Genomic DNA, 23,548 nt, shown 5'->3' on the forward strand with positions numbered 1-23,548 from the left:
CCTTCGCAGAAGGTCGTATCCCAGACTGATCTTCGCAGAAGATCAGTCTGGTTCTCTTAGCGATAGATAACCGGGCAGCCGCGCTCATTGGCGAACACGACCACTACGCGATCGCCATACTGGCGGCCGGCGACCTTCACCACGCGGCGATTGACATCGACGATGCGGACGCGGTGCAGGCCCATGCGCTCGGCCTTGTCGAGGGCGCGGTCCGGCGAGCAGCGGCGCCAATTGCGGTCACGGCGAAAGCCGTCCTCATCGTCGCCGGTGTAGACGCCGACGCGGCGGTCATGGTTGTTGCCGAAGCCGAGATAGATCGAGTCCGCCTGGGCGGGCACTGCGGCAAGGGTGCCGAGAGCTACGAGACCCGAAAGGGCTGCCGTCTTGAATGAGTTGAACATTGTCTTCTCTCCTTGTTGAGGGCTTGCGCCCGTCTTGGTCGAACCGATGGGGGGAGAATGCTCCTTGCAATCTGAACTCTTCGCGAACCGGCCGTTCATTTTCGGTTAATCTGCCCGACAGGTTGAAAGCAACCGCCCCTTCCACCGCTGCAAACGATCCTGACCGTCAAAAACGTCCAATGGCGCAGAACGCCCTATGGCAGCGTCCGTTCCAGAATGCTCAGGGCTCGTCATCGAGCATATAGTCGAAATAGTCGTCCGGCTCGGCCAGATCGGTCTCACTGGCGCGGACGCGGCCGCGCATGGAGATGCCGGCATCATGAACGGTCTCGGCACTTCCCGACACCAGCCTGTGCCACCAATAGAGGTCGTGCCCCTCGGCAACCAGCCGGTAGGCGCAGGTTTTCGGCAGCCAGGTGATGGTGCGCACATTCTGCGGCGTCAGCCCGACACAGTCCGGCACGCGCGCCAGCCGGTTGGCATAGTCCGAACAGCGGCAGCTTTGCCCATCGAACAGCCGGCAGCCGACTGATGTCCAGTAGATCTCGCCGGTATCCTCGTCCTCGAGTTTAGACAGGCAGCATTTTCCGCAGCCGTCGCACAGCGATTCCCACTCGGTGGGCGTCATCGCTTCCAGCGTCTTGGTCTTCCAGAACGGCGTTTCCATTATGGGTCGAGATGTGGCCTCCGCATGCGGCAAGGTCAAGCTGTTGTGTGACTTCAAGTTCCGGCCGCACCATAGGAAAACATGAAGTTGCCTTCAAAACGCCGGTCAATCGTCCTTGGGTGCGGGTAATGCCCGCAAACCGGAACCAATCCGGTCAAGGACAGTTTGGGCAGGGATGGGACCCCACAAGGAGAATTTAAGATGAAACGCCAACCACGGGTACTGGCAGGTACGGCACTTGGCCTGCTTATGGCATCCGCGCCGTTGGGCGCATCCCCGTTGCAGGGCAACGCCGTTTTCGGCCCCTTGCAGCGCACGGCCGCGCCACTGATCCTGGTCCAGGACGACCCTGCTGCAGATGGTCAGCAGACCGACCAGGAACTGCCGCGCAAAAGAAACGCCAGCAGGCCGAACAGGCAGCGCCGGCCGCCGAGCAGCCTGCACCGGCTGCAGAGCAACCCGCCCCTGCCGCCGAGGAACAACAGCCGCGCAGGAAGAAGCGGGATCAGCAGCAGACCGAGCAGGCCCCGGCCGAACAGGCCGCACCTGCCGCCGAGGAACAGCAGCCGCGCAAAAAGAAGCGCAATCAACAGCAGCAGATCGAGGCGGCGCCTGCGGACGAGGGCGGCGCCCAGGCAGCGCCGGCGACCGATGAGCAGCCGCTCAAGCCACGCAAGAAGAAGCGTGACCAGCAGCAGATCGAGGCAGCACCGGCTGAACAACCGGCCGAACAGGTAGCTCCGGCAAATGAAGAACAGCCGCTAAAGCCACGCAAGAAGAAGCGCGACCAACAGCAGATCGAAGCGGCGCCCGCTGAACAGCCGGCCCAGCAGCCTGCCGAGCAAGCAGCGCCCACCGAACAGGTGGCGCCGGCAAACGACAACAAGTCGGGCAAGAAAAAGCGCAAGCAGGATCAGCAGATCGAGGCCGCGCCTGCCGACAAAGCGCCAGACGTCAAAGTTGCGCCTGCCGGAGAGCCCGCGCCGCAGGCCGAGCCGATTCAGCCCCCGGCCGATCAGCAAGCGGCTCCCGCCGAAGGTGAACAGCCGAAGGATCAGGCGAAAAAGCACGGCAAAAAAACTGTCGGCGAACAGCCGGTGACGGGCGAACAGCAGCCTGCGACCGGTGAACCACAGCCTGCGGAGCAACCGGCCAATGCCGAGCAGCCCGCGCAAGGTGAGACGCCGGCGCAAGGCGAAGCCACGGCCAACCCCGACGAAGCACCCATCCTGGACAGCCAGAAGGATGCCAGGCGCAAGCACCGCAAGGACCAGGGCGGCAACAGCCAAAATGGGAACGGCCAAAATGGGAACGGCCAGAATGCTGGCGGCCAGACGGGCGAGCAGCCCGCGCAGGGCGGCACCGAGGCGCAAGCCCCGAAGCCGGCTCCGGTCGACCAGGGACCGCCGCCCACCGACGACAAGTCAGCTCAGCAGGCAATTCAGCCAGAAAAGATCGCCCCGGTGACGGAGGAAAAAGGCAAACGCGTCGAGCGTGCACCCGATGAGAACGTCCGCGACCGCCGGCGTCCGAAAGGCGTCGACGTCGTCAAGGAACTTGGCGACCGCGTCATCCTGCAGTTCAACAACCAGACGATCGTGGAAAGCAATGACGCTCCGCGCATGCACCGCGGCGCCAGGAATGTTTACTACGAGGAACTGTCGGGCGATCGCTCTCGGGAAATCGTCGAGCGCGACAATGGCATCCAGATCGTCACCATCCGCAACCGCAATGGCGACGTCATCAGGCGATCGCGCATCACGCCGGATGGGCACGAATATGTGCTGAGCTATGTCGACGAGCGCAGCTATGACGACGACAATGACTGGCGCGATCCCGGTGACGACCTGCCGCCGATGCGGCTCACCATCCCGCGCCGCGAGTACATCCTCGATTCGGAAGATGTCGAAAGCCCGGACGATTATTACGAGTTCCTCGAACAACCGCCGGTGGAGAAGGTCCAGCGCCTCTATTCCATCGACGAAGTGAAGCGTTCGGCGCGCGTGCGCGACATTGCCCGTCGCGTCGACCTCGACACATTGAACTTCGAGTTCGGCTCGGCCTCGATATCCGACACCGAAGTGCAGAAACTGGAAGGCGTCGCCACGGCCATGGAGAAACTGTTGAAGAAGAACCCGGCCGAAACCTTCCTGATCGAAGGCCACACCGATGCGGTTGGCACGCCGGAGGCAAACCTTGCTCTGTCCGACCGGCGCGCTGAGTCTGTCGCCGAAGCGCTGACCAATGCCTTCGGCATCCCGCCGGAAAACCTGACCACTCAGGGCTATGGCGAGGAATACCTCAAGGTCAACACCACGGCGCCCAACCGCGAGAACCGCCGCGTCGGCATCCGTCGCATCACCTCGCTGGTGGCACCGGTGGCGAGTAACAATTGATCTGCTTTCCAATGGCTTGAGCAGCTTTCTGGAATCAGATCGACAACAAGGACCCATCCCGGCAGACCGGGATGGGTCGAGCTGCGGACAGCAATCCCGGTTCAACAAGAATTGTACTGGTATTAGAACCGGCTCATTGAATAGAGCGGCCGCCCTCCCCAGATTCAAGGCTGGGCGTTCCCTGCCCCGTCCCGACTCCAGCGGGATGCATTGAACCCCGCCGGCCCTCCCGGCGGGGTTTTTTTGCGTCGCAATTTGCCTTGCAAACCGCGGCAAGCTGATCGAAATACCCCAGTCGACATCAAAGCTGACCGGAACCGCTGCATGAAACGTCTCGAACTCGCCATCGAATCGATCATCCTCGCCTCACGCTGGCTGCTGGTGGTTTTCTATATCGGGCTGGCCCTGGCGCTCGCCGTCTATGCGCTGTCCTTCGGCAAAAAACTCTACGAGTTCGTCATGGTCGCCTTCACACTCGACGACACCGACACCATCCTGAAGATGCTCGGCCTTATCGACGCCGCACTTGTCGCCTCGCTGGTGGTGATGGTGATCATCTCCGGCTACGAGAATTTCGTCAGCCGTTTCGACGACCAGGATGGCGGCGTACACTGGCTGGGTACCATCGATGTCGGCTCGCTGAAGGTCAAGGTCGCCTCGACCATCGTCGCTATTTCCTCGATCCACCTGTTGCAGGTGTTCCTGAATTCGTCTTCCTATACGATCGACCAGCTGATGTGGCTGACCATCATCCATCTCGCCTTCGTCGTCTCGGCGCTGATGCTGGCCTATATCGACCGGCTGATGGGACTGAGCAAAGGCAAGAAGGGCGAGGCGTGATGAGCCCCTTTCTCCCGTTCATGGGGAGGTGAGGCTGGTCCGCACAGCGGGCGAAAGGCAACTGCTTGGTTTTTCGAACGACCAACGCCGGCAGGTGGATGAGGGGCAGCGCCGGCGGCCCGTGATTTCCGTCAATAGACGCTTTTGACGTTCGTCGGCGAATTGGCAAATACCGCGTCCGGCACGAAAAAGTCGCCGGCCAGCGGCCCGGTCGCGCCCGGCGCATAGACCGCGAAATCGGTCACGCCCTCGGCCCGCAGCACCTCTTCATCGATGTAGAAATTGCCTGATGTCTCGCGCGATGGCCGCAGGAAGATGGCGTGTGCGGCATCGGCCATGATGTCGGGTAAGCGGCTCATCGCCGCCACCGTCGCGCCGCCGAGCAGATTGCGCACCGCAGCCGTGTCGATGGTCGAGATCGGCCACAGCGAATTGACCGCGATGCCGTCCTTGGCAAACTCGGCGCTCATCCCCAGCGTGCACATCGACATGCCGAACTTGGCCATGGTGTAGGCGACGTGGTTCTTGAACCATTTGGCCTTCATGTCGAGCGGCGGCGCCAGATTCAAGATGTGAGGATTCTCAGCCAACTTCAGGTGGGGAACGCACATTTTCGACACCAGGAAAGTGCCGCGCGTGTTGATCTGGTGCATCAGATCGTAGCGCTTCATGTCGGTCTCCAGCGTGCCGGTGAGCTGGATGGCGCTGGCATTGTTGACGCAGATATCGATGCCGCCGAACTTTTCGACGGTCTTGGCAACCGCCTCGGCCACCTGCGCCTCCTCGCGGATGTCGCACAAAACAGGCAGCGCCTTGCCGCCGGCCTGCTCGATCTCCTCAGCTGCCGAGTAGATCGTGCCCGGCAGCTTCGGATGCGGCTCGGCGGTCTTGGCCGCGATCGTCACATTGGCGCCGTCGCGCGCCGCCCGCAACGCTATCGCCAGCCCGATGCCGCGCGACCCGCCGGAGATGAACAGCGTCTTTCCCTTGAGCGACATGTCTTGGCACCTCCCTTGCTACATCACTGACGCGAACCATTGCGCGGCGGCAATGCACTGCGCAAGGCCTCGGCAGCCTGCAACGGGTTACGCAACGTAGGCTCAAATGGATAAGGGGGTTAGACCAGCACCAGGCCCTGCCGCATCGCGATCGCGATGGCATCCGTGCGGTTCGCAGCACCCAGCTTGATCAGGATCGCGGCGACGTGGAACTTTGCCGTGTGCACGGAGATGTTCAGCCGCCGCGCGATCACCTTGTTGGGCGCGCCTTCGGCCAGCAGCGCCAGCACTTCGGCCTCGCGCGGCGACAGCGCCGGACGGGCGGTAGCGCCATCGTCCAACGGCTCCTCGCCGAACAGCCCGCTATGGCTTCCGCCGTTGGCGGCGCCATCGAAATCGTCGTGGCGAGCGGGCGTCGAACGCCCATCCCTGGACACCCGGTAGCCGGCCGCCGCCAGTCTGACGGCAGCCGCGATCAGATTCGCATCCGACGCCAAAGGCAGCACGGCAAGCACCCGGTTTTCCGGCCGGCCAGCGCTCGCGGATAGCAGCACCCGTGGGATTGCGCTGTTGCCACCATCGGCTCGATCGAGCCAGGCCGCACTGTTCGCAACAGCGTCATCGAAGACAGCGACGTCGGCAATCCCGCTGCCGGCTACGACCGGAAGCAGATCGTCCGCCATGGCAAGCGAAGCTGACAGGCGCTCGGCACGCGCGGCATCGTGCAGCGCGATCAGCACCACGAGCTGGCGTCCGCCGCCCGCCACCTCCGGCCGACCCACCTCCGGCCCACCCGCCTCCGGCCCACCCGCCTCCGGCCCACCCGCCTCCGGCCTTGTCAGCGTGTCGCTTTCCATCGGCCCTCTCAGCTCAGCGGTTTTTCACCGACGGTCAGCGCGACGTCGCGCTGCTCGCCGCCGCGCACCACGCCGAGCGTCACCGCAGCGCCCGCGCTATCCGGCCCAAGCTTTCGGATCAGTTCGCGCGGGCCGTGCACGGCCTCGCCATTCCACGCCACGATGATGTCGCCCAGCGCAAGGCCGGCGGCTTTGGCCGGACCATTGTCGTCGAGGCTCATGACCATGGCGCCGCGCGCCGCGCCGTCACGGATCGGGTGCAGGCCGGCGCCGAGATAGCCGCGCGCGACATGGCCCTTTTCACGCAGCGTCGCCACGGCCCGCTCGATCGTCTCATAAGGCATGACCAGCGCACGACCACGTGGCCCAAACAGCAGCATGCCGATCAGCGCGCCCTTGGCGTCAAGCACCGGCCCGCCCTCGAAACGGCCGCCGGCATTGACGGCGAGATTGATGCGCCGATCGATGCTGCCGCCGCGCATCGAGCGCCAGGCGGGGCCGACCTCGCCGACCGAGCCCGAGACGGCCAGCGCCGAGCCCTGACTGCTGCCGACAGCGATGGCGACGTTGCCCGGCCGCACCCCATCAGCCTTGGCGAGCGCAGGCGCCGCGGCCGCGCCGGCCGGCTTCAGAAGCGCTACGCCGGTCGACGGATCGCGACCGACCAGTTCGGCCTTCACCGCTTCGCCCGAAGCCAATGTCAATTCGATCTCCTCACCGGCCTCGACAGCTTCCTCGGCGGTGACGAAATAGCCGTCACGCCAGTGGAAGGCGCTGGCGGTGCGATGGTGATGGGTGGTGAAACTTGCCGTTGCCGGCGCAGCCTTGGCGGCGAGATCGGCGATGGCCTCGGAAAATGCATTAAGGTTGAAGTCACTCATGATGATCTCCTGGGTTTTCTCATGCCCAGATATCGCTCGGCAGTGCGCCCGGAGGTACTCGTCTGACGGCTAGTTACTGGTTTGACTGGCCATCTGGTCAGGTCGCGGCAGTTCGAGCCGCTCCGCACATATAGTCATCATCGCGCCTGAAAACACGGAGCCCCGCCAATGGCCCTCGCCGCCCACAAGTTCGAAACCGACGACACACTGCTCGACGCCTATTCGACGACAGTCGCCGACGCCGTCGACCGCATCGGCCCAGCCGTCTGCCGCATCGAGCGCGTCGGTGGCCAAGGTGGCCATGGCTCCGGCTTCGTCATCACCCCGGACGGGCTGGTCGTCACCAATTTCCATGTCGTTGGCGATGCCAAAACGGTGCGCGTCTCTATGCCCGACGGCGCCTCCAGCGAAGGCCGTGTGCTAGGCCGCGACCCCGACACCGACATCGCGCTGGTGCGCGCCGATGGCAGCTTCACCGAAGTCGCGCCGCTCGGCGATTCCAAGCGGCTGCGGCGCGGCCAGATCGCCATTGCCATCGGCAATCCGCTCGGCTTCGAATGGACCGTAACGTCAGGCGTGGTCTCCGCACTTGGCCGTTCGATGCGCGCCTCGACCGGGCGGCTGATCGACGATGTCATCCAGACCGATGCCGCGCTCAATCCCGGCAATTCCGGCGGACCGCTGGTGTCGTCGGCAGGCGAGGTCATCGGCGTGAACACCGCCATGATCCACGGCGCGCAAGGCATCGCCTTCGCGGTCGCTTCCAACACCGCCAATTTCGTCATTTCGGAGATCATCCGCTTCGGCCGCGTGCGCCGTGCCTTCATCGGCATCTCGGCCGACACCACCAACCTGCCGCGCCGCGCCGCCCTTCTGTCGCAGGTGACCACCAGTACGGCGGTACGGCTGCGCAGCGTCGAGAAAGACGGACCCGCGGCGAAGGCCGGCCTCAGGGAAGGCGACATCATCGCGTCAATAGACGGTCGCCCGGTCACCGGCGTCGACGACCTCGTGCGCATGCTCGACGCCGAACGCATCGGCCGCGAGACGCTGTGCACAGTGGTGCGCCGCACCGGCGTCAGCCAGGTGACGGTGACGCCGGTAGCAAGGGCGAGCTGAGCCTTATCGAGGCTTGAGCACCCGCCCGAGCAGCGACACCAGCAGTCGAGCAAGGTCACCGGTCGGGTCGAGGTCGGGATCGTAGATCGTCATGTCCAAGCCGGTGCAGCGCTGGTCCGCTGCCAGCGCCGACAGAATGGCAACGAGTTCATCGGGATCGATGCCGGGGCTGCCGGGCGAATCCACCGCCGGCATCACCGTCTGGTCGAGCACATCGACATCGAGATGCAGCCAGTAGGGACAGCCGGCGCGCGCCAGCGTCGCTCTTGTCTTTTGCAACACTCCAGCCGCGCCGAGTTCCTGCGCGGCAAAGACGTCGATGCGCGTGACGGCGGTCGCATTGATGTCGGGCCAGGCAAAATCGGCATCGCGGCTCTCGCGTTCGCCGATCTGAACCACCGCCTCGTCGGCGACGAGCGGACCGACAACACCTGGCCATTGCGCCAGCAAAGCCTCGCCGCGTCCGGTGGCAAGTGCCAGATCCATGCCGGCAACCGAGCCGAGTGAGGCATTGACATCGTAGTTGCCGGGATGGCGGAAATCGCTGTGGCCATCGACATGGATCAGGGCGACCGCGCCCGAGCGCCGCGCGGCGACCAGTGCGCCAAGCAGGATCGAGCAGTCGCCGCCGATGATCAGCGGGAACTCGCCTTGCCCAAGCGCACCGGTGACGATCTCGGCAAGATCGAGGTTGAAGCGGCGGATCGCCGGACCATTACGCAGCCTAGTGCCCGGTTGCGGTTCGGTACTGTAGGCGGGTCTGTCGAGATCGACCACCCGCCCCGGCGCCAGCGACTCGATCAAACCAGCTTGGCTCAGCGCCTGCGGCGCACGCCAGGTGCCGGGCACATGGCCCGGCTCCAAGGGCCGAAGGCCGAGATTGGATGGCGCCCGAACAAGGCAGATGTCACGCATGCGGCAGGCCCAGCTTCAACGTCACCAACATAGACCGCATGGTGCGGGTCCGGCCACAGCGGCCGGAGCCGCTGCCGACATTTGCTGCCATCGTTCAGGCGCCCGCCGCGCCCGCCGCGAATTGCGCCTGAAATTCCGGGCCGAGCGGGATCGGCTTGATGACGTCGATCAGCACGCCATTGGGATCCCTGGTGATGAAATGGCGCTGGCCGAAGGGTTCGTCGCGCAGCGGGCACAGGATCGGCAGGCCGGCCGCAACGATCCGTTCATAGACAGCATCAGGATCCCTCACCTCGAAATTGATCAGCAGCCCCGATGTGCGGCCGCGCCCCCCCTCGGGATCGTCTCGTGGTCGCCCTGGACGATACCGAGATTGACCCGGCGATCCTCGGCAGACTGCAGATGCACATACCAGTCGCTCGCAAACAGCGGCTTGAAGCGGAAGTGATTGATATAGAAGGCTTTCGTGCCGGCTACGTCGCCCGTCATCAGCACCGGATAATAGCTCGTCGTCTTCATCTTTCTTTCTCCCGTCAGCCAACATACAGTTTGCATGTAATTCGAAATAACATACAGGCTGCATGTATGCAACGAGAAACCCCGCGCCGCTCCAACCGCGACCGCACCGAAGCGACGCGCGCCGACCTGATCGCTGCGGCGCGCAAACTGTTCATCGAAAAGTCCTATGCCGAGACCGGCACGCCGGAGATCGTTGCGGCCGCCGGCGTCACCCGCGGCGCGCTCTATCACCACTTTGCCGACAAGCAGGCGCTGTTTGCCGCCGTGGTCGAGCAGGAGGCGGCGGCGGTGGCGCAAGAGATCGAGCGCGCCTCGCCGCCTTCTTTGTTTGCCCGCAATGCGCTGATTGCCGGCTCGGACGCCTATCTCGCCGCCATGCGCGCGCCCGGCCGCACGCGGCTTTTGCTGCTCGACGGGCCGGCCGTGCTTGGCCGCGCCGCCATGGATGCGATCGACAATCACCACGGCAACCGGTCGCTGCGCGAAGGCCTGGTTGCGGCGATGCGCGAACAGTCGATGACCAGACTGCCTGCCGATGCGCTGACCGCTTTGCTCGCCGCCGCCTTCGACCGCGCAGCACTTGCCGTCGAGGCCGGCGCCTCGGCCGAAGACTATCGCGCCGTGCTCATGGCTCTGATCGATGGGCTGTCTCCGGCTCGCCCTCAGGCAGGTCGTCCGGGTCGAACTCGTTGAAGCAGCCGAGCTGGCGTTTGAACTGGTCGATCAGCCAGGCCGCCGCCGGTTTCGGGCTGCGGTCGGCGCGGTGCATGGCGTAGAGCGATGAGCGCACCTCGCTAAAAGGTTCAAGGTCGAGTTCGACCAGCCTGCCGCTGGCCAAATCGTCCGCGATCAGCCAGCGCGGCAACCCGCCCCAGCCCAGCCCCTCGCGCATCAACGTATGCTTGATACGCACATCTGTCAGCCGCCATGTACGATAGGCAAAGACGCCGAAGTCGCGTCCCTTGGTGCGTTCCGACTGGTCGCTGACAACCAGCTGGGTGTGCTCTCGCGCATCCTCGAGCGCCACCGGTTTCGGCAGCAGTGCCAGAGGGTGGGTGGGGGCGGCAGCCAGCACGATCGACATGAAGCCGATGCGCACGAGATGCACGTCGACCTCGCCCAGCAAGCCACCGATGCCAAGATCCGACTGTCCGCTGACGACATGGTCGGGGATCAGACCGAGCGTGCCGATATGCAGTCGCATCATCACGGTCGGGAACTGCGCCTCGAACGCCTTCAGCACCCGCACCAGCACCGGCGAGGGCAGCGCCGCGTCAACCGATAGCGCAACTTCAGCCTCCAGCCCCTGATGGTGACCGTCGGCACGCGAACGGATGCGCTGCAGCACGCCGACCATGCGCCGGGCGTCCTCCAGCATCGCCCGGCCGATTTCGGTCAGCTGCGGCTCGCGCGTGCCCTCGCGCTCGAACAGTTTCAGGCCAAGCTGCGCTTCAAGATTGGCGATGCCGTAGCTGATGACGGACTGCGCGCGGTTAAGCTTGCGGCCGGCGGCTGAGAAGCTGCCGGTGTCGGCGACCGCAACCAGGATCTGCAATTGGTCGAGCGTCGGATTGGGCTGCACGGCATACCTACTTTATGGATGGATCGTATAGAAAATATACCAGTTTTTTGAATGGGTCGGTAGGCCCATATCAGGCGGGAGAAATCAATTCCCACTGGAGAGAACCGCTATGTCTATCCTGCTTGTAACCTCGAGCCCGCGCGGCGCTGCCTCGCACTCGACCCGTATCGCTACCGAATTCGCTGAAAAGCTCGTCGCCGCCGACCCGTCGAATACGCTCGTCGTACGCGACCTCGTGGCCAACCCGCTGCCGCATATCGACACCGATTATGCGACCGGCATCTACACCCCCGTTGAAGCCCGCACGCCGCGCCAGGCCGAAGTCGTCGGCGTCTCCGACATCGTGCTTGACGAACTGTTCGCAGCCGACACCGTGATCCTGGCCACCGGCTTCATCAACTTCAACATCTCCTCGACCCTGAAGTCCTGGGTCGATCACATCTCCCGCTCCGGCAAGAGCTTCTCTTATGGCGAGGGTGGTCCCAAGGGCCTCGTCACCGGCAAGAAGGTCTATATCGTACTCGCCTCGGGCGGCATCTATTCCGAAGGTGCGGCCGTGCAGTTCGATCACGCCATCCCCTATCTGCGCGGCGTGCTCGGCTTTCTCGGCATGACCGATGTCGACGTCATCCGCATCGAAGGCGTCGGCATGGGCCCTGATGCCGTCACCGCCGCGCTCGCCAATGCGACGGCCAAGGTCGATGCCGTGGTGGCCAAGACCGCGAGCGCGCAAATCGCCGCGTAAGCACACCCCGTCATTCGCATTGAAAAGGCAGGCGCTTCGGCGCCTGCCTTTTTCCTTGTCAGGCGGCGCGATAGGTTGCGTGTCGAAAACGGATCTATCGCGTTACTAGATTGCCGCGCAACGCCATTGGTTATTCGGCCTGTCTGCGTTATCGGTCGCTGATGTTCCTTTCCGTCGCGACAACCCATCATCCAGCCACAGATCTCGGCTTCTTGCTGCACAAGCATCCCGAACGTCTGCACGAGACTGACCTATCCTTCGGCAAGGCCTGGCTGTTCTATCCGGAGGCGACCGATGAGCGTTGTGAGGCTGTGCTTCTGCTCGATGTCGATCCGATAGGGCTCGTTCGGGGCAAAGGCCAGGCAGAGGGCTTGCTGGATCAATATGTAAACGACCGACCTTATACGGCATCGTCATTTCTGTCTGTGGCTTTGAACAAGGTACTGCGGACAGCGATGACCGGCATCTCGAAGGAGCGCCAGCAACTGGCCGATAGCGACCTCCCGCTCGAAGCTGTGGTGACCCCGCTGCCGATGCGTGGCGGCGAGGCCCTGGTTCGAGATCTATTCGAACCGCTGGGATGGACCGTCAACCTGGCGCCGGTCGAAACTGTCGGATCTGGCGCGGGTGGACCACGATACGGTCATCTGAGGCTGACTGGCACCGGCCGCCTAAGCAGCCTGCTCAACCACCTTTATGTCCTGATCCCGGTGATGGACGACACCAAGCACTACTGGGTGGGCGAGGCCGAGATTGACAAGCTGCTGTCCAAGGGCGAGGGCTGGCTGGAAAACCACCCAGCCAAAGACCTGATCGTGCGCCGGTATCTGCGCAACCGAGGTGCGTTGGCCCGCATCGCCCTGGAGCGGCTGGCTCCGGAGACGGCCAATGAGGTCCTACCCCCCGAGGCCTGGGCTGCACCTGAGCAAGCGCTGGAGGCGCCCATCCGGCTGAACGACCTGCGCATGGACGCCGTGGTGCAAGCCATTCGGGCGACCGGAGGGACCAGTGTTGCAGATTTGGGGTGTGGCGAAGGCAAGCTGCTCTATCGGCTCGTGCGCGAAAAATGGGTCCACAAGCTGTTCGGGCTCGACCCCGCTATTCGTGAACTGGAATGGGCCGCCAAGCGTCTCAAACTGAACGAGTTCGGGGGACCGCCTGAAGACCGGGTCACGCTGCTGCACGGATCGCTGACATATCGCGACAGCCGATGGGCGGAAGCCGACGTCGCGGTGCTGGTCGAGGTCATCGAACATCTCGACGAAGACCGGCTGCCAATGATCGAGCGTATTATCTTCGGCGAGACAGCGCCAAAATTCGTGATCGTGACTACGCCGAACGCTGACTACAACCCCTTGTTCCCCAGTCTGGCCGCCGGCGCTTTTCGCCATCCGGATCACCGTTTCGAATGGGGCCGGGTTCGGTTTGAAGCCTGGGCGGCCAGGATCGGCGAGATCTATGGCTATAGCGCCGCCTTAAGTGGCATCGGAGCCGTGGACCCCGTGCTCGGCGCGCCGACGCAGATGGCGGTGTTCACCCGATGAGAGAGCCAGACAAGACCGACCTCACCATCCCTGACTTCGCCCTCGTCGTGCTGATCGGCTCGACGGGATCGGGCAAGTCGACCTTCGCCGCCAGGCACTTCCTGCCGACCGAAATCATCTCGTCGGATCGCTGCCGCGCGTTCGTCAGCGACAACGAGACTGATCAGGATGTCTCGGCCGACGCTTTTGATTTGGTGCGCGAAATCGCCGGCAAACGGCTCAAGCATCGAAAGCTGGCCGTCATCGACGCGACCAATGTGCGACCCGCTGATCGCAAGGCGTGGGTCGAGCTGGCGCGCAAATGGCACGCTTTGCCGGTCGCCGTGGTCATCGATCCGGGTGTTGATGTTTGCGTCGCCCGCAACGCGCTACGAGCCGATCGTCCCTTCGGCGCCGGCGTTGCCCAGCGCATGACGAACGAAATTCGCAAGGGCCTCGGCGGCCTGCAACGCGAAGGTTTCCGTCAGGTCTGGAAGCTCACCGGCGAGGCCAGTATCGACGCGGCCAAGGTCTCGCGTCAGCCATTATGGACCGACAAGCGCGACGATTGCGGTCCTTTCGACGTCATAGGTGATGTCCATGGTTGCGCCGACGAACTTCAGACCTTGTTCTGTCAGCTCGGTTACAGCATCGCCTGGTCCGACGGCCATGGTGATCGGACCGTCACTGTAACGCCGCCAGAAGGCCGCAAGATCGTCTTTGTCGGCGACCTCGTCGATCGTGGTCCCAACGTGCCCGACGTCTTGCGCATCGCCATGAGCATGGTCGCGGCGGGAACCGCCTACTGTGTCCAGGGCAATCACGAACGCAAACTCAGCCGCTGGCTGGAAGGCCGCAAGGTCACGATCGCCCACGGCCTGCAGCAAACCATCGACCAGTTGGACGCTCAGGATCGCGGCCTGCGAGAGGCTTTGCCGGCCTTCCTCGACAGCCTGCGCAGCCACGTCTGGCTGGACGGCGGACGCCTCGCCGTGGCACATGCCGGACTCAAGGAAGAGATGATCGGGCGCGGTTCCGGCGCGGTGCGCGAGTTCGCCCTCTATGGCGAAACCACGGGCGAAATCGACGAATTTGGCCTGCCCGTCCGTGCCGACTGGGCAGCCGCCTATCGGGGCAAAACCAGCGTAGTATACGGGCACACGCCGGTGCTGTTGGCGGAGTGGGTCAACAACACGCTTTGCATCGACACCGGCTGCGTGTTCGGCGGCAAGCTGACTGCCTTGCGCTGGCCGGAACGCGAACTGGTCGACGTGCCGGCAGTCGAGACCTGGTCCGAACCCGTGCGTCCCCTCGGCGGACCGGGCCTTGGCAAATCGGCACAGGCCGATGCCGACGGCGTGCTCGACTATCAGGATGTCTCTGGGCGACGCTGGATCGAGACCGAACTGAAAGGCAGGGTTGTCGTGGCCGAGGAGAACGCGTCGGCGGCACTTGAGGTGATGAGCCGCTTCGCGCTGTCGCCGCAGTGGCTGGTATATCTGCCGCCGACAATGTCGCCATCCGAGACCAGCAGCCAAGCCGGCTGGCTGGAACGCCCCGAGGAAGCTCTCAGTCATTTCCGCGAGCGTGGCGTCACCCAAATCCTGTGCGAAGAGAAGCACATGGGTTCGCGGGCAGTCATCGCTCTGTGCCGAAACGCGCAGACGGCGCGCGACCGGTTCGGGGTATCTGGCGACGAGACAGGCGCGATCTGGACCCGGACCGGACGCTCCTTTTTCAGCGACAGCGGCATGACGGAGCGCCTGCTCAATCGCCTGCGCGCCAGCGTCGACGCTGCGGATCTATGGCAGGAATTGAACAGCGACTGGTTGCTGCTGGACACCGAGATCATGCCATGGTCGGCCAAGGCAAGCAGCCTGATTGAAAGCCAGTACGCCCCAGTGGCAACGTCTGCGGCCGCTGGGCTCCAGGCCAGCCGCGAAGCGCTGGCCCGTGCGATGGCACGCGGCGTGGATACGGCCGCGCTCAAGGCTCGCATTGAGGACCGCGCCGCGCGTGCCGCCAGATACGCCACTGCCTGGGCGCCTTACGTGTGGCCGGTCTCGGGCGTCGACGACCTGAAGGTCGCGCCGTTCCACCTGCTGGCAAGTGAGGGATGCGTCTGGTACGACCAGAACCACGTTTGGCACATGACGCTTGCGGACCGTCTGGCTGCCGGGGGCGGCGTGGTAACGCGAACGCAATGGCGGATGGTTGACCTGGCCGATGCCGGTTCTTGTGCGGAGGCCGTCGCCTGGTGGGAGACGCTGACCGACTCAGGCGGCGAAGGGATGGTAGTGAAGCCGCACGACTTCGTCAGCCGAAACAAGAAGGGGCTCATGCAACCGGCGCTGAAAGTGCGCGGCCAGGAGTATCTTCGCATTATCTATGGCCCCGAATACGATGCGCCGGACAATCTCGTGCGCCTGCGCGAACGAGGCTTGGGTGGCAAGCGCAGCCTGGCGCTCAGAGAGTTCGCGCTCGGTCACGAGGCACTGAAGCGGTTTGTCGCCAAGGAACCGCTGCGACGTGTTCACGAGTGTGTTTTCGGCGTCCTGGCGCTGGAGAGCGAGCCAATCGATCCGAGGCTGTAGGCTACCCGAACATCCTCTCGCCTTGCTCGTCGACCAGTTGCATGCCCTTCTTGATCGAGATGTCGACGGCGTCGCCCAGTCCGGCAAAGCGATCGGCGCGGATGAATTTGTGTTCCTTCATCACGCCGTCGACTTCCTTCGAAACCACGCCGCAGGTCTGGTATTGGCCCCCCTCCGCCTTGTAGGGCGTGGCACTGATCAAAAATCCCTTGTGCTCAACCTGCTTTGCCGGTGCTGCGCTCTTGGGCTCGCCCCCCTCACCGCCACCACCGAAAAGACGCTTCAGAAAAGACATGGGGCTTCCTCCAACGGCAATCATCCTGCACCACGTCTCGCGGTGCAGGATGATTTTCAGTACCGTTCCTCAGTCGAACGGGCAAGCGTTCTCGCCAGGGGTCAACCGCGCGATAGCGCTTCCAGGGCTTCAGCGGCGGCTTCCAGGACTGCAATCGCCTCGGCCTGCTTTTCAGCCGACGCGTCGACGAGATCGCCGAGCGCGGCACGCAGCCGGTGACGCACGGCGCGGAACTCCTCGCGGGCTTCCGAGCGACCCCGTCCACCACGCCGTCCGCCTTCCTCGCCGTCGTCGTTCCAGCCGAACCAGTCCCGCGCTTTCGCCATCTTGCGGCCGAAGCGCTCGAGATGCTCCAGCACGCCGTCGATCATCTCGCGGTTCTCGGCGAGATGCGCCTGGCCCGCCTCGGTGATCGAAAACACCTTCTTGTTGCCGTCGGCGGCTGAAGCCGCATAGCCGGCCTCTTCCAGGAAGGTCAGCGTCGGATAGACGACGCCCGGGCTCGGGCTGTAGATGCCGCTGGTGCGCTCTTCCAGCGCCTTGATGATGTCGTAGCCGTGGCGAGGCGCCTCGGCCAGCAGCGACAGCGTGATCAGCTTGAGATCGCCGTCGGCCAGCATGCGCCCGGCGCGAAACATGTCGCCCGGGCCGCCGCGTCCACCGCCACGTCCGCCATGGCCGAACGGACCAAAGCCGCTGCCCCCTCTTCCACCAAATTTGCCTGCCATGTGCAGGAATGCGCGCTCGGCGCGCTCGCCAAAGGGATGATGTCTATGCATGAATTGCTCCTTGAGTTATATCTTACGATACATCTTAATTAGGCTTGCCCCGCCGACGAGTCAAGATATATCTTACGATGTATCTAAAGGCGGCGCCAGAAGGTTGATTTCGCCGCCGCCGGCAGCTAGAAAGCGCGTGAGGGCCAAAACCTCTCCGTAAGCGTCTGACGTCAAGCAACGCATCCACCCCGGTCTTTCCGGGCAGTTCCGCCGGAAACCCGGCGCAATGGATGCCAAATGCGACGGACCGGATGTTTCAGGAAAATCCAAAAATGACCACGACCCGTAAGCGCGGCAAGCTGCCGGCGCGCTATGCCGCGATCGTCAGTCCGCTGGTGCTGTCGCTGCTGATGACCTTCATCGTCTCGTTCATATCGACGCTGAAAAGCCTTGGACTGCAACCTGATTTGCCGGCTGTCTGGCTCACTGCCTGGGGCCTGTCCTGGCTGGTAGCGTTCCCAACGTTGCTCATGGTGCTGCCGGCGGTGCGCCGCATTGTCGGCTGGCTTTGCGAGCCGGCGTCCCGGTAACGCCCATGACGGTAAGGCCCGCAGATATCTTCGGGCCTTGCCTCGCTACCAGCGGCCCTTGCGCCGGTTCCAGGCATAGAGAAGATCGGCGAAACGATCATAGGCCAAGCGCGTCAGCGGCAGCGCGACCGGATTGCCGAAGAGCGTCGCCAGCCAGCCCTCGCCCGGCGTCGCCCGCCAGACGGCAACCGCGACATCGGCGCCGACCAGCAGCCTGCCTTCGGCATCGGTGGCATGCAGCCGGCGGCGTATGTCCTCCAGCGAGGCGCTGTAGCCAGAGAGCGCCGCCGGTTCGAGGTTGATGTCGCGGAATTCGATCCGCCCGGCCTTGATCGCCTCGATCAGCCGCCGTTTCTGCCGGGTGATGCCGCCATCGCAAACCGGGCAGCGTGTGTTGTACCAGACGGTCAGCGCAGGCTTGGACATGGCGCGACTATCACCCTGACGGCACGGCCCCGCAATAAGACGCCGAGCCGCACGGACCCGCGCCCAGCGCTATCCAAGCGAAGTGACGATCTCGCGATAGGCAAATTCCGGGAAAGCCTTGAGCGTTCGCGTCTTGACGCTGCCACCCGTTGCCAGCATCAGGGCGAAACGAGCAAGCACAGCATCGTCGGGCGCCTCGATAATCGCCACCATGTCATATTCGCCCATAGTCAGGTAAAACGCCTTGAACGAGCCGCCCATGTCGGCCAGTTGCTTCTTGGCGGCATCGAGCCGCTTCGGCGACTCTCGGATGTTTCTGGCGCCCTGTTCCGTCCAGTTCATCAGCAGGATGTAGGTTGTCATCACACACCTCCCTCCGGCGCCACGGAGCACGGCTGAGGACATCAGCCGGGGCGGACATCCGGTTTTTTCGCCCAGAACATGCATCCGACCAGGCAAGTATCCTCCCGACGGAGATGGGCGACAAGAGCCTTCACCCGGCAACAAAAAGGGCGCCATCGGCGCCCTTTTCGAATGCTGGTCTGTTGCCGCTATCAGCTGTCGAGGAAGCTCCTCAGCTTGCGGCTCCGGCTCGGGTGCTTGAGCTTGCGCAGCGCCTTGGCCTCGATCTGGCGGATACGTTCGCGCGTCACCGAGAACTGCTGGCCGACTTCTTCCAGCGTGTGGTCGGTGTTCATGCCGATGCCGAAGCGCATGCGCAGCACCCGCTCCTCGCGCGGCGTCAGCGAGGCGAGCACCCGCGTGGTGGTCTCGCGCAGATTGGCCTGGATCGCCGCATCGATCGGCAGGATCGCCATCTTGTCCTCGATGAAATCGCCCAGATGCGAATCCTCTTCGTCACCCACAGGGGTTTCGAGCGAGATCGGCTCCTTGGCGATCTTCAAGACCTTGCGCACTTTTTCGAGCGGCATTGCGAGCTTTTCTGCCAGTTCCTCCGGCGTCGGCTCGCGGCCGATTTCATGCAGCATCTGGCGCGACGTGCGCACGATCTTGTTGATCGTTTCGATCATGTGCACCGGGATGCGGATGGTGCGCGCCTGGTCGGCGATCGAACGCGTGATCGCCTGCCGGATCCACCATGTCGCGTAGGTCGAGAACTTGTAGCCGCGGCGGTATTCGAATTTGTCGACCGCCTTCATCAAGCCGATATTGCCTTCCTGGATCAGGTCGAGGAACTGCAGGCCGCGATTGGTATATTTCTTGGCGATGGAGATGACGAGGCGCAGATTGGCCTCGACCATTTCCTTCTTGGCGATCGCGGCTTCGCGCTCGCCCTTCTGCACCTGGTTGACGATCTTGCGGAATTCCAGGATTGAGATCGCCGTCTCGGTTGCGAGGTTCTGGATTTCCGAACGCAGATCCTTGATCGCGTCTTTCTCGTTCTTGGTGAATTCCTTCCAACCGCGCGAGGTCAGGTTGCCGATCGAGCGCGTCCAGTTCGGGTCGAGCTCGGAGCCCTGATATTCCTTGAGGAACTCCTCGCGGCGCACGCCATAGCTTTCGGCCAGGCGCAGCAGCTTGCCTTCGTTCTGCACCAGCCGCTTGTTGATGTCGTAGAGCTGCTCGACCAGCGCCTCGATGCGCGCCGTGTTGAGCGACAGCGACTTCACCGCCTTGATCAGCTGGTCCTTCAGCTCCTTCAGGCGGCGGTCCTGGCTTGGCGACAGCGTGCCGGTCGCGGCCAGACGGTTCTCGACCTGCTGGTCCTGCAGCTTGCGCAGCTTCTTGTAGGTGTCGGCGATGACGTCGAGCGTCTCCATCACCTGCGGGCGCAGCTCCGCTTCCATCGCCGCCAGCGACAGGCTCGCCTCGTCCTCGTCTTCCTCGTCGTCATCGACCAGGCCGCGCGTGTCGGCGCCGACATTGGTGATGTCGTCTTCCTCGTCGCGTCCACGCCTCGGCTTGTCCTCGGCCTTGGGCGCCTCCTCGATGCGCTCGACCACCGGCGCCTGCTTGGCTTCGGGGCCGGCATAGGTGGCTTCGAGGTCGATGATCTCGCGCAGCAGGATCTTGGATTCGTTGAGCTCGTCACGCCAGATGATGATGGCCTGGAAGGTCAGCGGGCTTTCGCAGAGGCCCGCGATCATCGTCTCGCGGCCGGCCTCGATGCGCTTGGCGATCGCGATTTCGCCCTCGCGCGACAGGAGCTCGACCGAGCCCATCTCGCGCAGATACATGCGCACCGGGTCATCGGTGCGGTCGGTCGGCTCTTTCTTGGTGGTCGTGGCGGCGACGGCGGTGCCGGTCTGCTCGGCCAGTTCGTTGGCGTCTTCCTCGGCGTCGGCATTGCTGTCGGCGGCCTCGGGCTCCTCGCTCTGATCGTCGTCCTCGACCACGTTGATGCCCATGTCGGACAGCATCGCATTGATGTCTTCGATGCGATCCGGATCGGTCTCTTCCGACGGCAGCACCGCGTTCAGTTCGTCGAGAGTCACATAGCCGCGCTTCTTGGCGGCCTTGATCATCTTCTTGACAGCATCATCGGAAAGGTCGAGCAGAGGCCCATCGGTGGCGCCTTCACGTTCGGTCTCGACCTCTTCCTTTTCCTTTGTCGCCATAGTCTTTATCTTCTCCTAGCGGCCGAGCATCGAAGCCGCGTAGCTGCCGCACCGGTCAAACTACATGCGCTGGTGGCGCTTAACCGGGCCGGTAACCGAATCAACTCTTTTGTTTGTTCATATCGTGCCCCCAAAACCGGTTTTCACTTTTGGGCGATATGCATTAAGTCCAGATTAACCCTGATATCTGTGGCAGGCTGACAGCCTGTCCAGTGATCAGCACCTCGCGTCAGTGCATTTCCATCGACGCCGGCGCGGGTTAAGGTTTCGAATCGTCCTGATTCCGTCATTCTGCCAGAAGGTCAAGCGCCTCTCGCATGATTCGCATCAAAAAAGCGAATCAATTACCCGACTTAGAGGCGTCGATTCGACGCGCAGCACGTACAACATTCATTCTTGCGCAGGTTTCGACCTAGACGCGCCCACCCCTGCCCGAGGATACACCGAAGCCTTCGATCAGCGCTTCCGTTGCTTGTACATCACGGAATTGCGCCTGAATCTCGATGAGGTGCCGGTAGTTTTCGTCAGTGGGATCGCTGGCGAGCGCTGCTTCCGCCTGTTTCAGCTCCTTATGTAAGGTGCGCGCGCTGCGCTGCAAGTGCAGCGCCTGGTTGAAGGCGTCGCGGGCATCGTCAAGCGCTGCGGTTTCCAGCGCGGGCCATTGCCTGGCCCGTTGGATGAGCGCCACGGCGCGCCCCCAGATATCGCTGCAGCCGGCACGTTCGATGGTGGCGATCACCGCGCTACGGTCATTGGCCATGTCGTGCGCCATCGCATCGAGGATGGCGGCGTGCAGCCGCTGCAGATCGGTGTTGGCGAGATCGAGGAACTCGACATGGGCGAAGTTCTCGTCGATCAGCGCCGGATGGTTGACGAGGGCTACGATGATCGTCGCCTCGCGCACCGACATCATCTCGCCACCGCGTTTGACCATGGCGGAGCGGCCGAGGCTTTCGGTGATCGCGGCGCGCGCGCCTGCCCCGCTGCCTTTGGCGAACTGTCCGCCGGGTGCGGGCGTTTTGCCCTGCCCCGGTTTCCAGTCCTGGCGACCTTGCCGCACTTCGCGCTGGGCGCTGAAGAAGGTCAGCTCCCGCTCGCGCATCCACTGCTGGTAGTGGTAGCGCTGGCTCTCATCGCGGATGCGGCTGGTCAGTTCGCGCAGCGTCTTTGTCAGCCCCGCCCGCCGCTCCGGCGTGTCGAAGACGCCACCGGATGTCTCACGCATCCACAACAAATCAGCGAGAGGCCGCGCTTCCGCCAGCACGGCACGAAACGCGTCCGGCCCTTCTGCCTTGACCAGATCGTCGGGATCCTTGCCCTCCGGCAACAGCGCAAAGCGCACCGACCGCCCGGCCTGCACCGACGGCAGCGCGAGATCCGCGGCGCGCCACGCCGCCTTCAGCCCGGCCTGGTCGCCGTCGAAGCACAGCATCGGCTCAGGCGCCATGCGCCACAGAAGTTCGAGTTGGTTTTCGGTGAGCGCGGTGCCGAGCGGCGCCACGGCATTCTCGAAGCCGGCCTGCGCCAGCGCAATCACGTCCATATAGCCTTCGACGGCAATCACCGTGCCGCCTTTCGCCAGCGCTTTGCGGGCGCGGGCGAAATTGTAGAGCACGTTGCCCTTGTGGAAGAGCTCCGTGTCGGGCGAATTCATGTATTTGGCCAGCGCATCGGGTGCCAGTGCGCGGCCGCCAAAGGCGATGATCTTGCCGCGCGAATCCGGGATCGGGAACATGATGCGATCGCGGAACCAGTCATAGGAGACCGGGATGTCGTCGCCATGACGCACCAGCCCGCAGGCCTCGATGTCGGCCTTGGGCACACCCTTGGCGGCAAGATGTTCCTTCAGCGCATTGCGGCTGTCGGGCGCAAAGCCCAGCCGGAACGATTGCTGCGTCGCCGGCGTCAGCCCGCGATCCCTGAGATAGGCGCGGGCTTTTGCACCCTCCGGTCCTTGCAGCCGCTCCTGGAAGAAGGCAGTCGCCATCTCCATGACATCGGTCAGACTGGCGCGTTCCTTCTCACGCTGTTCTTCCCGCTCGTCGCGCACCGGCATCGGCACGCCGGCCATGTCGGCGATCTTCTCGACCGCTTCGGGAAAGCTTAATCCGTCGAGCTCGGTCAGGAACTTGAAATGATCGCCCGACACCGAACAGCCGAAACAGTGATAGCGGCCCTTCTTGTCCTCGCAGTGGAAGGAGGGGCTCTTTTCGCCATGGAACGGACAACAGGCCCAATAGTCGCCGCGCGAGGCGTTGGTCTTCTTCCTGTCCCATGCGACGCGCTGGCCGATGACCGATGAAATCGGCACACGGTCGCGTATCTCATCGAGAAAGGCGGGCGGAAAGCGCATTGGGGAACTCGTTTGTCCCTCATATAATCATGCTCGCGGAATCCGACGACCCTTATTGCGGACCATACCCGGTTTCCACAGCCAAAAAGCCCGGTTTCTACAGCCAAAAGAAAGGCGGCCGTTTCGGGCCGCCTCCTTTCAAGTCTCTGCATTGCGCCGGCGAGGCCGGGCTTAATGCGCGGCAATGGCGCCGAAGATGATGCCGGACAGGACGCTGACCAGCACATAGTCGTTGCCGACGCGGATCCATTCCTGGCCGCGGCCGGGGCGATGCAGGCCATAGCGGCCATAATCGCGGATCGGCTGGTGCCGCTTCCAGCTGGAATATTTCTGGCCATTGCGCCAATGGCTGCGCTTGACGACCACCGTCTTCTTCACGACGCGCTTCCTGACATCGACATGCTTGCCGGGCCTCTGCCAGTCGACCCGCGTGTAATTCGACTGCGGTGCGACCGGTGCGTTCACCGGTGCGGCCTGGCCGGTAAGCGAAGTGGCGGCCAGCATCGAGAAAGCGAGGGCGGAAAGAACAACACGTTTCATAGCGGGGCT

24 protein-coding genes and 1 pseudogene are annotated in these 23,548 nt (G+C 63.6%); 8 read left to right on the forward strand and 17 right to left on the reverse strand.

Features of this window, described 5'->3' with window-relative positions; genetic code table 11:
• Positions 1–56: 56 nt before the first annotated feature.
• The 4 genes from NLY44_RS14195 to NLY44_RS14210 all read right to left on the reverse strand — a co-directional run bounded on the left by NLY44_RS14195 (position 57) and on the right by NLY44_RS14210 (position 2,441).
• Entirely contained in the window at positions 57–401 is a 345-nt protein-coding gene (locus tag NLY44_RS14195) for a hypothetical protein (protein ID WP_023672466.1), read from the reverse strand.
• Between the two features lie 220 nt (positions 402–621).
• Entirely contained in the window at positions 622–1,068 is a 447-nt protein-coding gene (locus tag NLY44_RS14200) for a YcgN family cysteine cluster protein (RefSeq protein WP_023672465.1), read from the reverse strand.
• Positions 1,069–1,430: 362 nt separating this feature from the next.
• A complete protein-coding gene (locus NLY44_RS14205) occupies positions 1,431–1,790 on the reverse strand; it encodes a hypothetical protein (RefSeq protein ID WP_286457478.1) in 360 nt (119 codons plus the stop codon).
• A 39-nt stretch (positions 1,791–1,829) separates the two neighbouring features.
• On the reverse strand, positions 1,830–2,441 hold the full coding sequence (locus NLY44_RS14210) for a hypothetical protein (RefSeq protein WP_286457480.1): 612 nt from the start codon (positions 2,439–2,441) through the stop codon (positions 1,830–1,832).
• 90 nt (positions 2,442–2,531) lie between these two features.
• On the opposite strand from NLY44_RS14210, the gene NLY44_RS14215 reads away from it, so the two are divergent.
• Both NLY44_RS14215 and NLY44_RS14220 read left to right on the forward strand, forming a co-directional pair.
• On the forward strand, positions 2,532–3,464 hold the full coding sequence (locus NLY44_RS14215) for an OmpA family protein (protein WP_245259835.1): 933 nt from the start codon (positions 2,532–2,534) through the stop codon (positions 3,462–3,464).
• A 324-nt stretch (positions 3,465–3,788) separates the two neighbouring features.
• Positions 3,789–4,304 (forward strand): TIGR00645 family protein, encoded by a 516-nt coding sequence (locus tag NLY44_RS14220; protein ID WP_023733287.1) that lies wholly within the window; start codon positions 3,789–3,791, stop codon positions 4,302–4,304.
• 131 nt (positions 4,305–4,435) lie between these two features.
• On the opposite strand, the gene NLY44_RS14225 is transcribed toward NLY44_RS14220, so the two are convergent.
• From NLY44_RS14225 to NLY44_RS14235, 3 genes are all read right to left on the reverse strand, one after another.
• The gene (locus NLY44_RS14225) at positions 4,436–5,302 is read right to left on the reverse strand and encodes an SDR family oxidoreductase (RefSeq protein ID WP_023733288.1); all 867 of its coding nucleotides are present in this window, start codon (positions 5,300–5,302) and stop codon (positions 4,436–4,438) included.
• Between the two features lie 119 nt (positions 5,303–5,421).
• On the reverse strand, positions 5,422–6,159 hold the full coding sequence (locus NLY44_RS14230; RefSeq protein ID WP_156941032.1) for a helix-turn-helix transcriptional regulator: 738 nt from the start codon (positions 6,157–6,159) through the stop codon (positions 5,422–5,424).
• 8 nt (positions 6,160–6,167) lie between these two features.
• Entirely contained in the window at positions 6,168–7,040 is an 873-nt protein-coding gene (locus tag NLY44_RS14235) for a S1C family serine protease (protein WP_023805955.1), read from the reverse strand.
• A gap of 168 nt (positions 7,041–7,208) precedes the next feature.
• Between NLY44_RS14235 and NLY44_RS14240 the strand changes: the two genes are divergently transcribed.
• Positions 7,209–8,159 (forward strand): S1C family serine protease, encoded by a 951-nt coding sequence (locus NLY44_RS14240; protein ID WP_023672459.1) that lies wholly within the window; start codon positions 7,209–7,211, stop codon positions 8,157–8,159.
• Positions 8,160–8,162: 3 nt separating this feature from the next.
• Here the strand turns inward: NLY44_RS14240 and NLY44_RS14245 are convergent, their stop codons facing one another.
• On the reverse strand, positions 8,163–9,074 hold the full coding sequence (locus NLY44_RS14245) for an arginase family protein (RefSeq protein ID WP_023805956.1): 912 nt from the start codon (positions 9,072–9,074) through the stop codon (positions 8,163–8,165).
• A gap of 94 nt (positions 9,075–9,168) precedes the next feature.
• Positions 9,169–9,593: pseudogene (locus tag NLY44_RS14250) on the reverse strand (VOC family protein).
• A gap of 66 nt (positions 9,594–9,659) precedes the next feature.
• On the opposite strand from NLY44_RS14250, the gene NLY44_RS14255 reads away from it, so the two are divergent.
• The gene (locus NLY44_RS14255; protein ID WP_023748199.1) at positions 9,660–10,286 is read left to right on the forward strand and encodes a TetR/AcrR family transcriptional regulator; all 627 of its coding nucleotides are present in this window, start codon (positions 9,660–9,662) and stop codon (positions 10,284–10,286) included.
• Here the strand turns inward: NLY44_RS14255 and NLY44_RS14260 are convergent.
• A complete protein-coding gene (locus NLY44_RS14260) occupies positions 10,219–11,175 on the reverse strand; it encodes a LysR family transcriptional regulator (protein ID WP_023805957.1) in 957 nt (318 codons plus the stop codon). The two genes, NLY44_RS14255 and NLY44_RS14260, sit on opposite strands and share 68 nt — an antisense overlap.
• Before the next feature lie 109 nt (positions 11,176–11,284).
• Here NLY44_RS14260 and NLY44_RS14265 point away from each other — a divergent pair, with 109 nt between their 5' ends.
• The 3 genes from NLY44_RS14265 (at position 11,285) to NLY44_RS14275 (ending at position 16,037) form a co-directional block, all read left to right on the forward strand.
• The gene (locus NLY44_RS14265; RefSeq protein WP_023672454.1) at positions 11,285–11,920 is read left to right on the forward strand and encodes an FMN-dependent NADH-azoreductase; all 636 of its coding nucleotides are present in this window, start codon (positions 11,285–11,287) and stop codon (positions 11,918–11,920) included.
• Between the two features lie 110 nt (positions 11,921–12,030).
• On the forward strand, positions 12,031–13,464 hold the full coding sequence (locus NLY44_RS14270) for a 3' terminal RNA ribose 2'-O-methyltransferase Hen1 (RefSeq protein ID WP_245260775.1): 1,434 nt from the start codon (positions 12,031–12,033) through the stop codon (positions 13,462–13,464).
• Complete coding sequence (locus NLY44_RS14275) at positions 13,461–16,037, forward strand: polynucleotide kinase-phosphatase (protein ID WP_023733291.1); 2,577 nt, start codon at positions 13,461–13,463, stop codon at positions 16,035–16,037. Before NLY44_RS14270 ends, NLY44_RS14275 begins: the two co-directional genes overlap by 4 nt.
• Before the next feature lies 1 nt (position 16,038).
• On the opposite strand, the gene NLY44_RS14280 is transcribed toward NLY44_RS14275, so the two are convergent.
• Both NLY44_RS14280 and NLY44_RS14285 read right to left on the reverse strand, forming a co-directional pair.
• Positions 16,039–16,332, reverse strand: coding sequence for an HlyU family transcriptional regulator (locus tag NLY44_RS14280; RefSeq protein ID WP_023701148.1), 294 nt, complete (start codon positions 16,330–16,332; stop codon positions 16,039–16,041).
• A 101-nt stretch (positions 16,333–16,433) separates the two neighbouring features.
• The gene (locus NLY44_RS14285) at positions 16,434–17,111 is read right to left on the reverse strand and encodes a PadR family transcriptional regulator (protein WP_023733292.1); all 678 of its coding nucleotides are present in this window, start codon (positions 17,109–17,111) and stop codon (positions 16,434–16,436) included.
• Positions 17,112–17,383: 272 nt separating this feature from the next.
• Here NLY44_RS14285 and NLY44_RS14290 point away from each other — a divergent pair, with 272 nt between their 5' ends.
• Positions 17,384–17,641: a DUF2798 domain-containing protein gene (locus NLY44_RS14290; protein ID WP_023672449.1), complete on the forward strand. Its 258-nt coding sequence runs from the start codon at positions 17,384–17,386 to the stop codon at positions 17,639–17,641.
• Between the two features lie 45 nt (positions 17,642–17,686).
• Here the strand turns inward: NLY44_RS14290 and NLY44_RS14295 are convergent, their stop codons facing one another.
• From NLY44_RS14295 to NLY44_RS14315, 5 genes are all read right to left on the reverse strand, one after another.
• Entirely contained in the window at positions 17,687–18,067 is a 381-nt protein-coding gene (locus NLY44_RS14295; RefSeq protein WP_023697082.1) for a thiol-disulfide oxidoreductase DCC family protein, read from the reverse strand.
• A 69-nt stretch (positions 18,068–18,136) separates the two neighbouring features.
• A complete protein-coding gene (locus NLY44_RS14300) occupies positions 18,137–18,430 on the reverse strand; it encodes a GYD domain-containing protein (protein ID WP_023672447.1) in 294 nt (97 codons plus the stop codon).
• A gap of 191 nt (positions 18,431–18,621) precedes the next feature.
• Positions 18,622–20,646 (reverse strand): RNA polymerase sigma factor RpoD, encoded by a 2,025-nt coding sequence (rpoD, locus tag NLY44_RS14305; protein WP_023672446.1) that lies wholly within the window; start codon positions 20,644–20,646, stop codon positions 18,622–18,624.
• A gap of 412 nt (positions 20,647–21,058) precedes the next feature.
• Complete coding sequence (gene dnaG, locus NLY44_RS14310; RefSeq protein ID WP_023683795.1) at positions 21,059–22,999, reverse strand: DNA primase; 1,941 nt, start codon at positions 22,997–22,999, stop codon at positions 21,059–21,061.
• Between the two features lie 171 nt (positions 23,000–23,170).
• Positions 23,171–23,539 carry an RcnB family protein gene (locus tag NLY44_RS14315; protein WP_023672444.1) on the reverse strand — a complete coding sequence of 123 codons (369 nt, stop codon included), beginning with the start codon at positions 23,537–23,539 and terminating at the stop codon, positions 23,171–23,173.
• Positions 23,540–23,548 lie beyond the last annotated feature (9 nt).

The organism is Mesorhizobium sp. C089B (assembly GCF_030323125.1).
GTDB lineage: Bacteria > Pseudomonadota > Alphaproteobacteria > Rhizobiales > Rhizobiaceae > Mesorhizobium.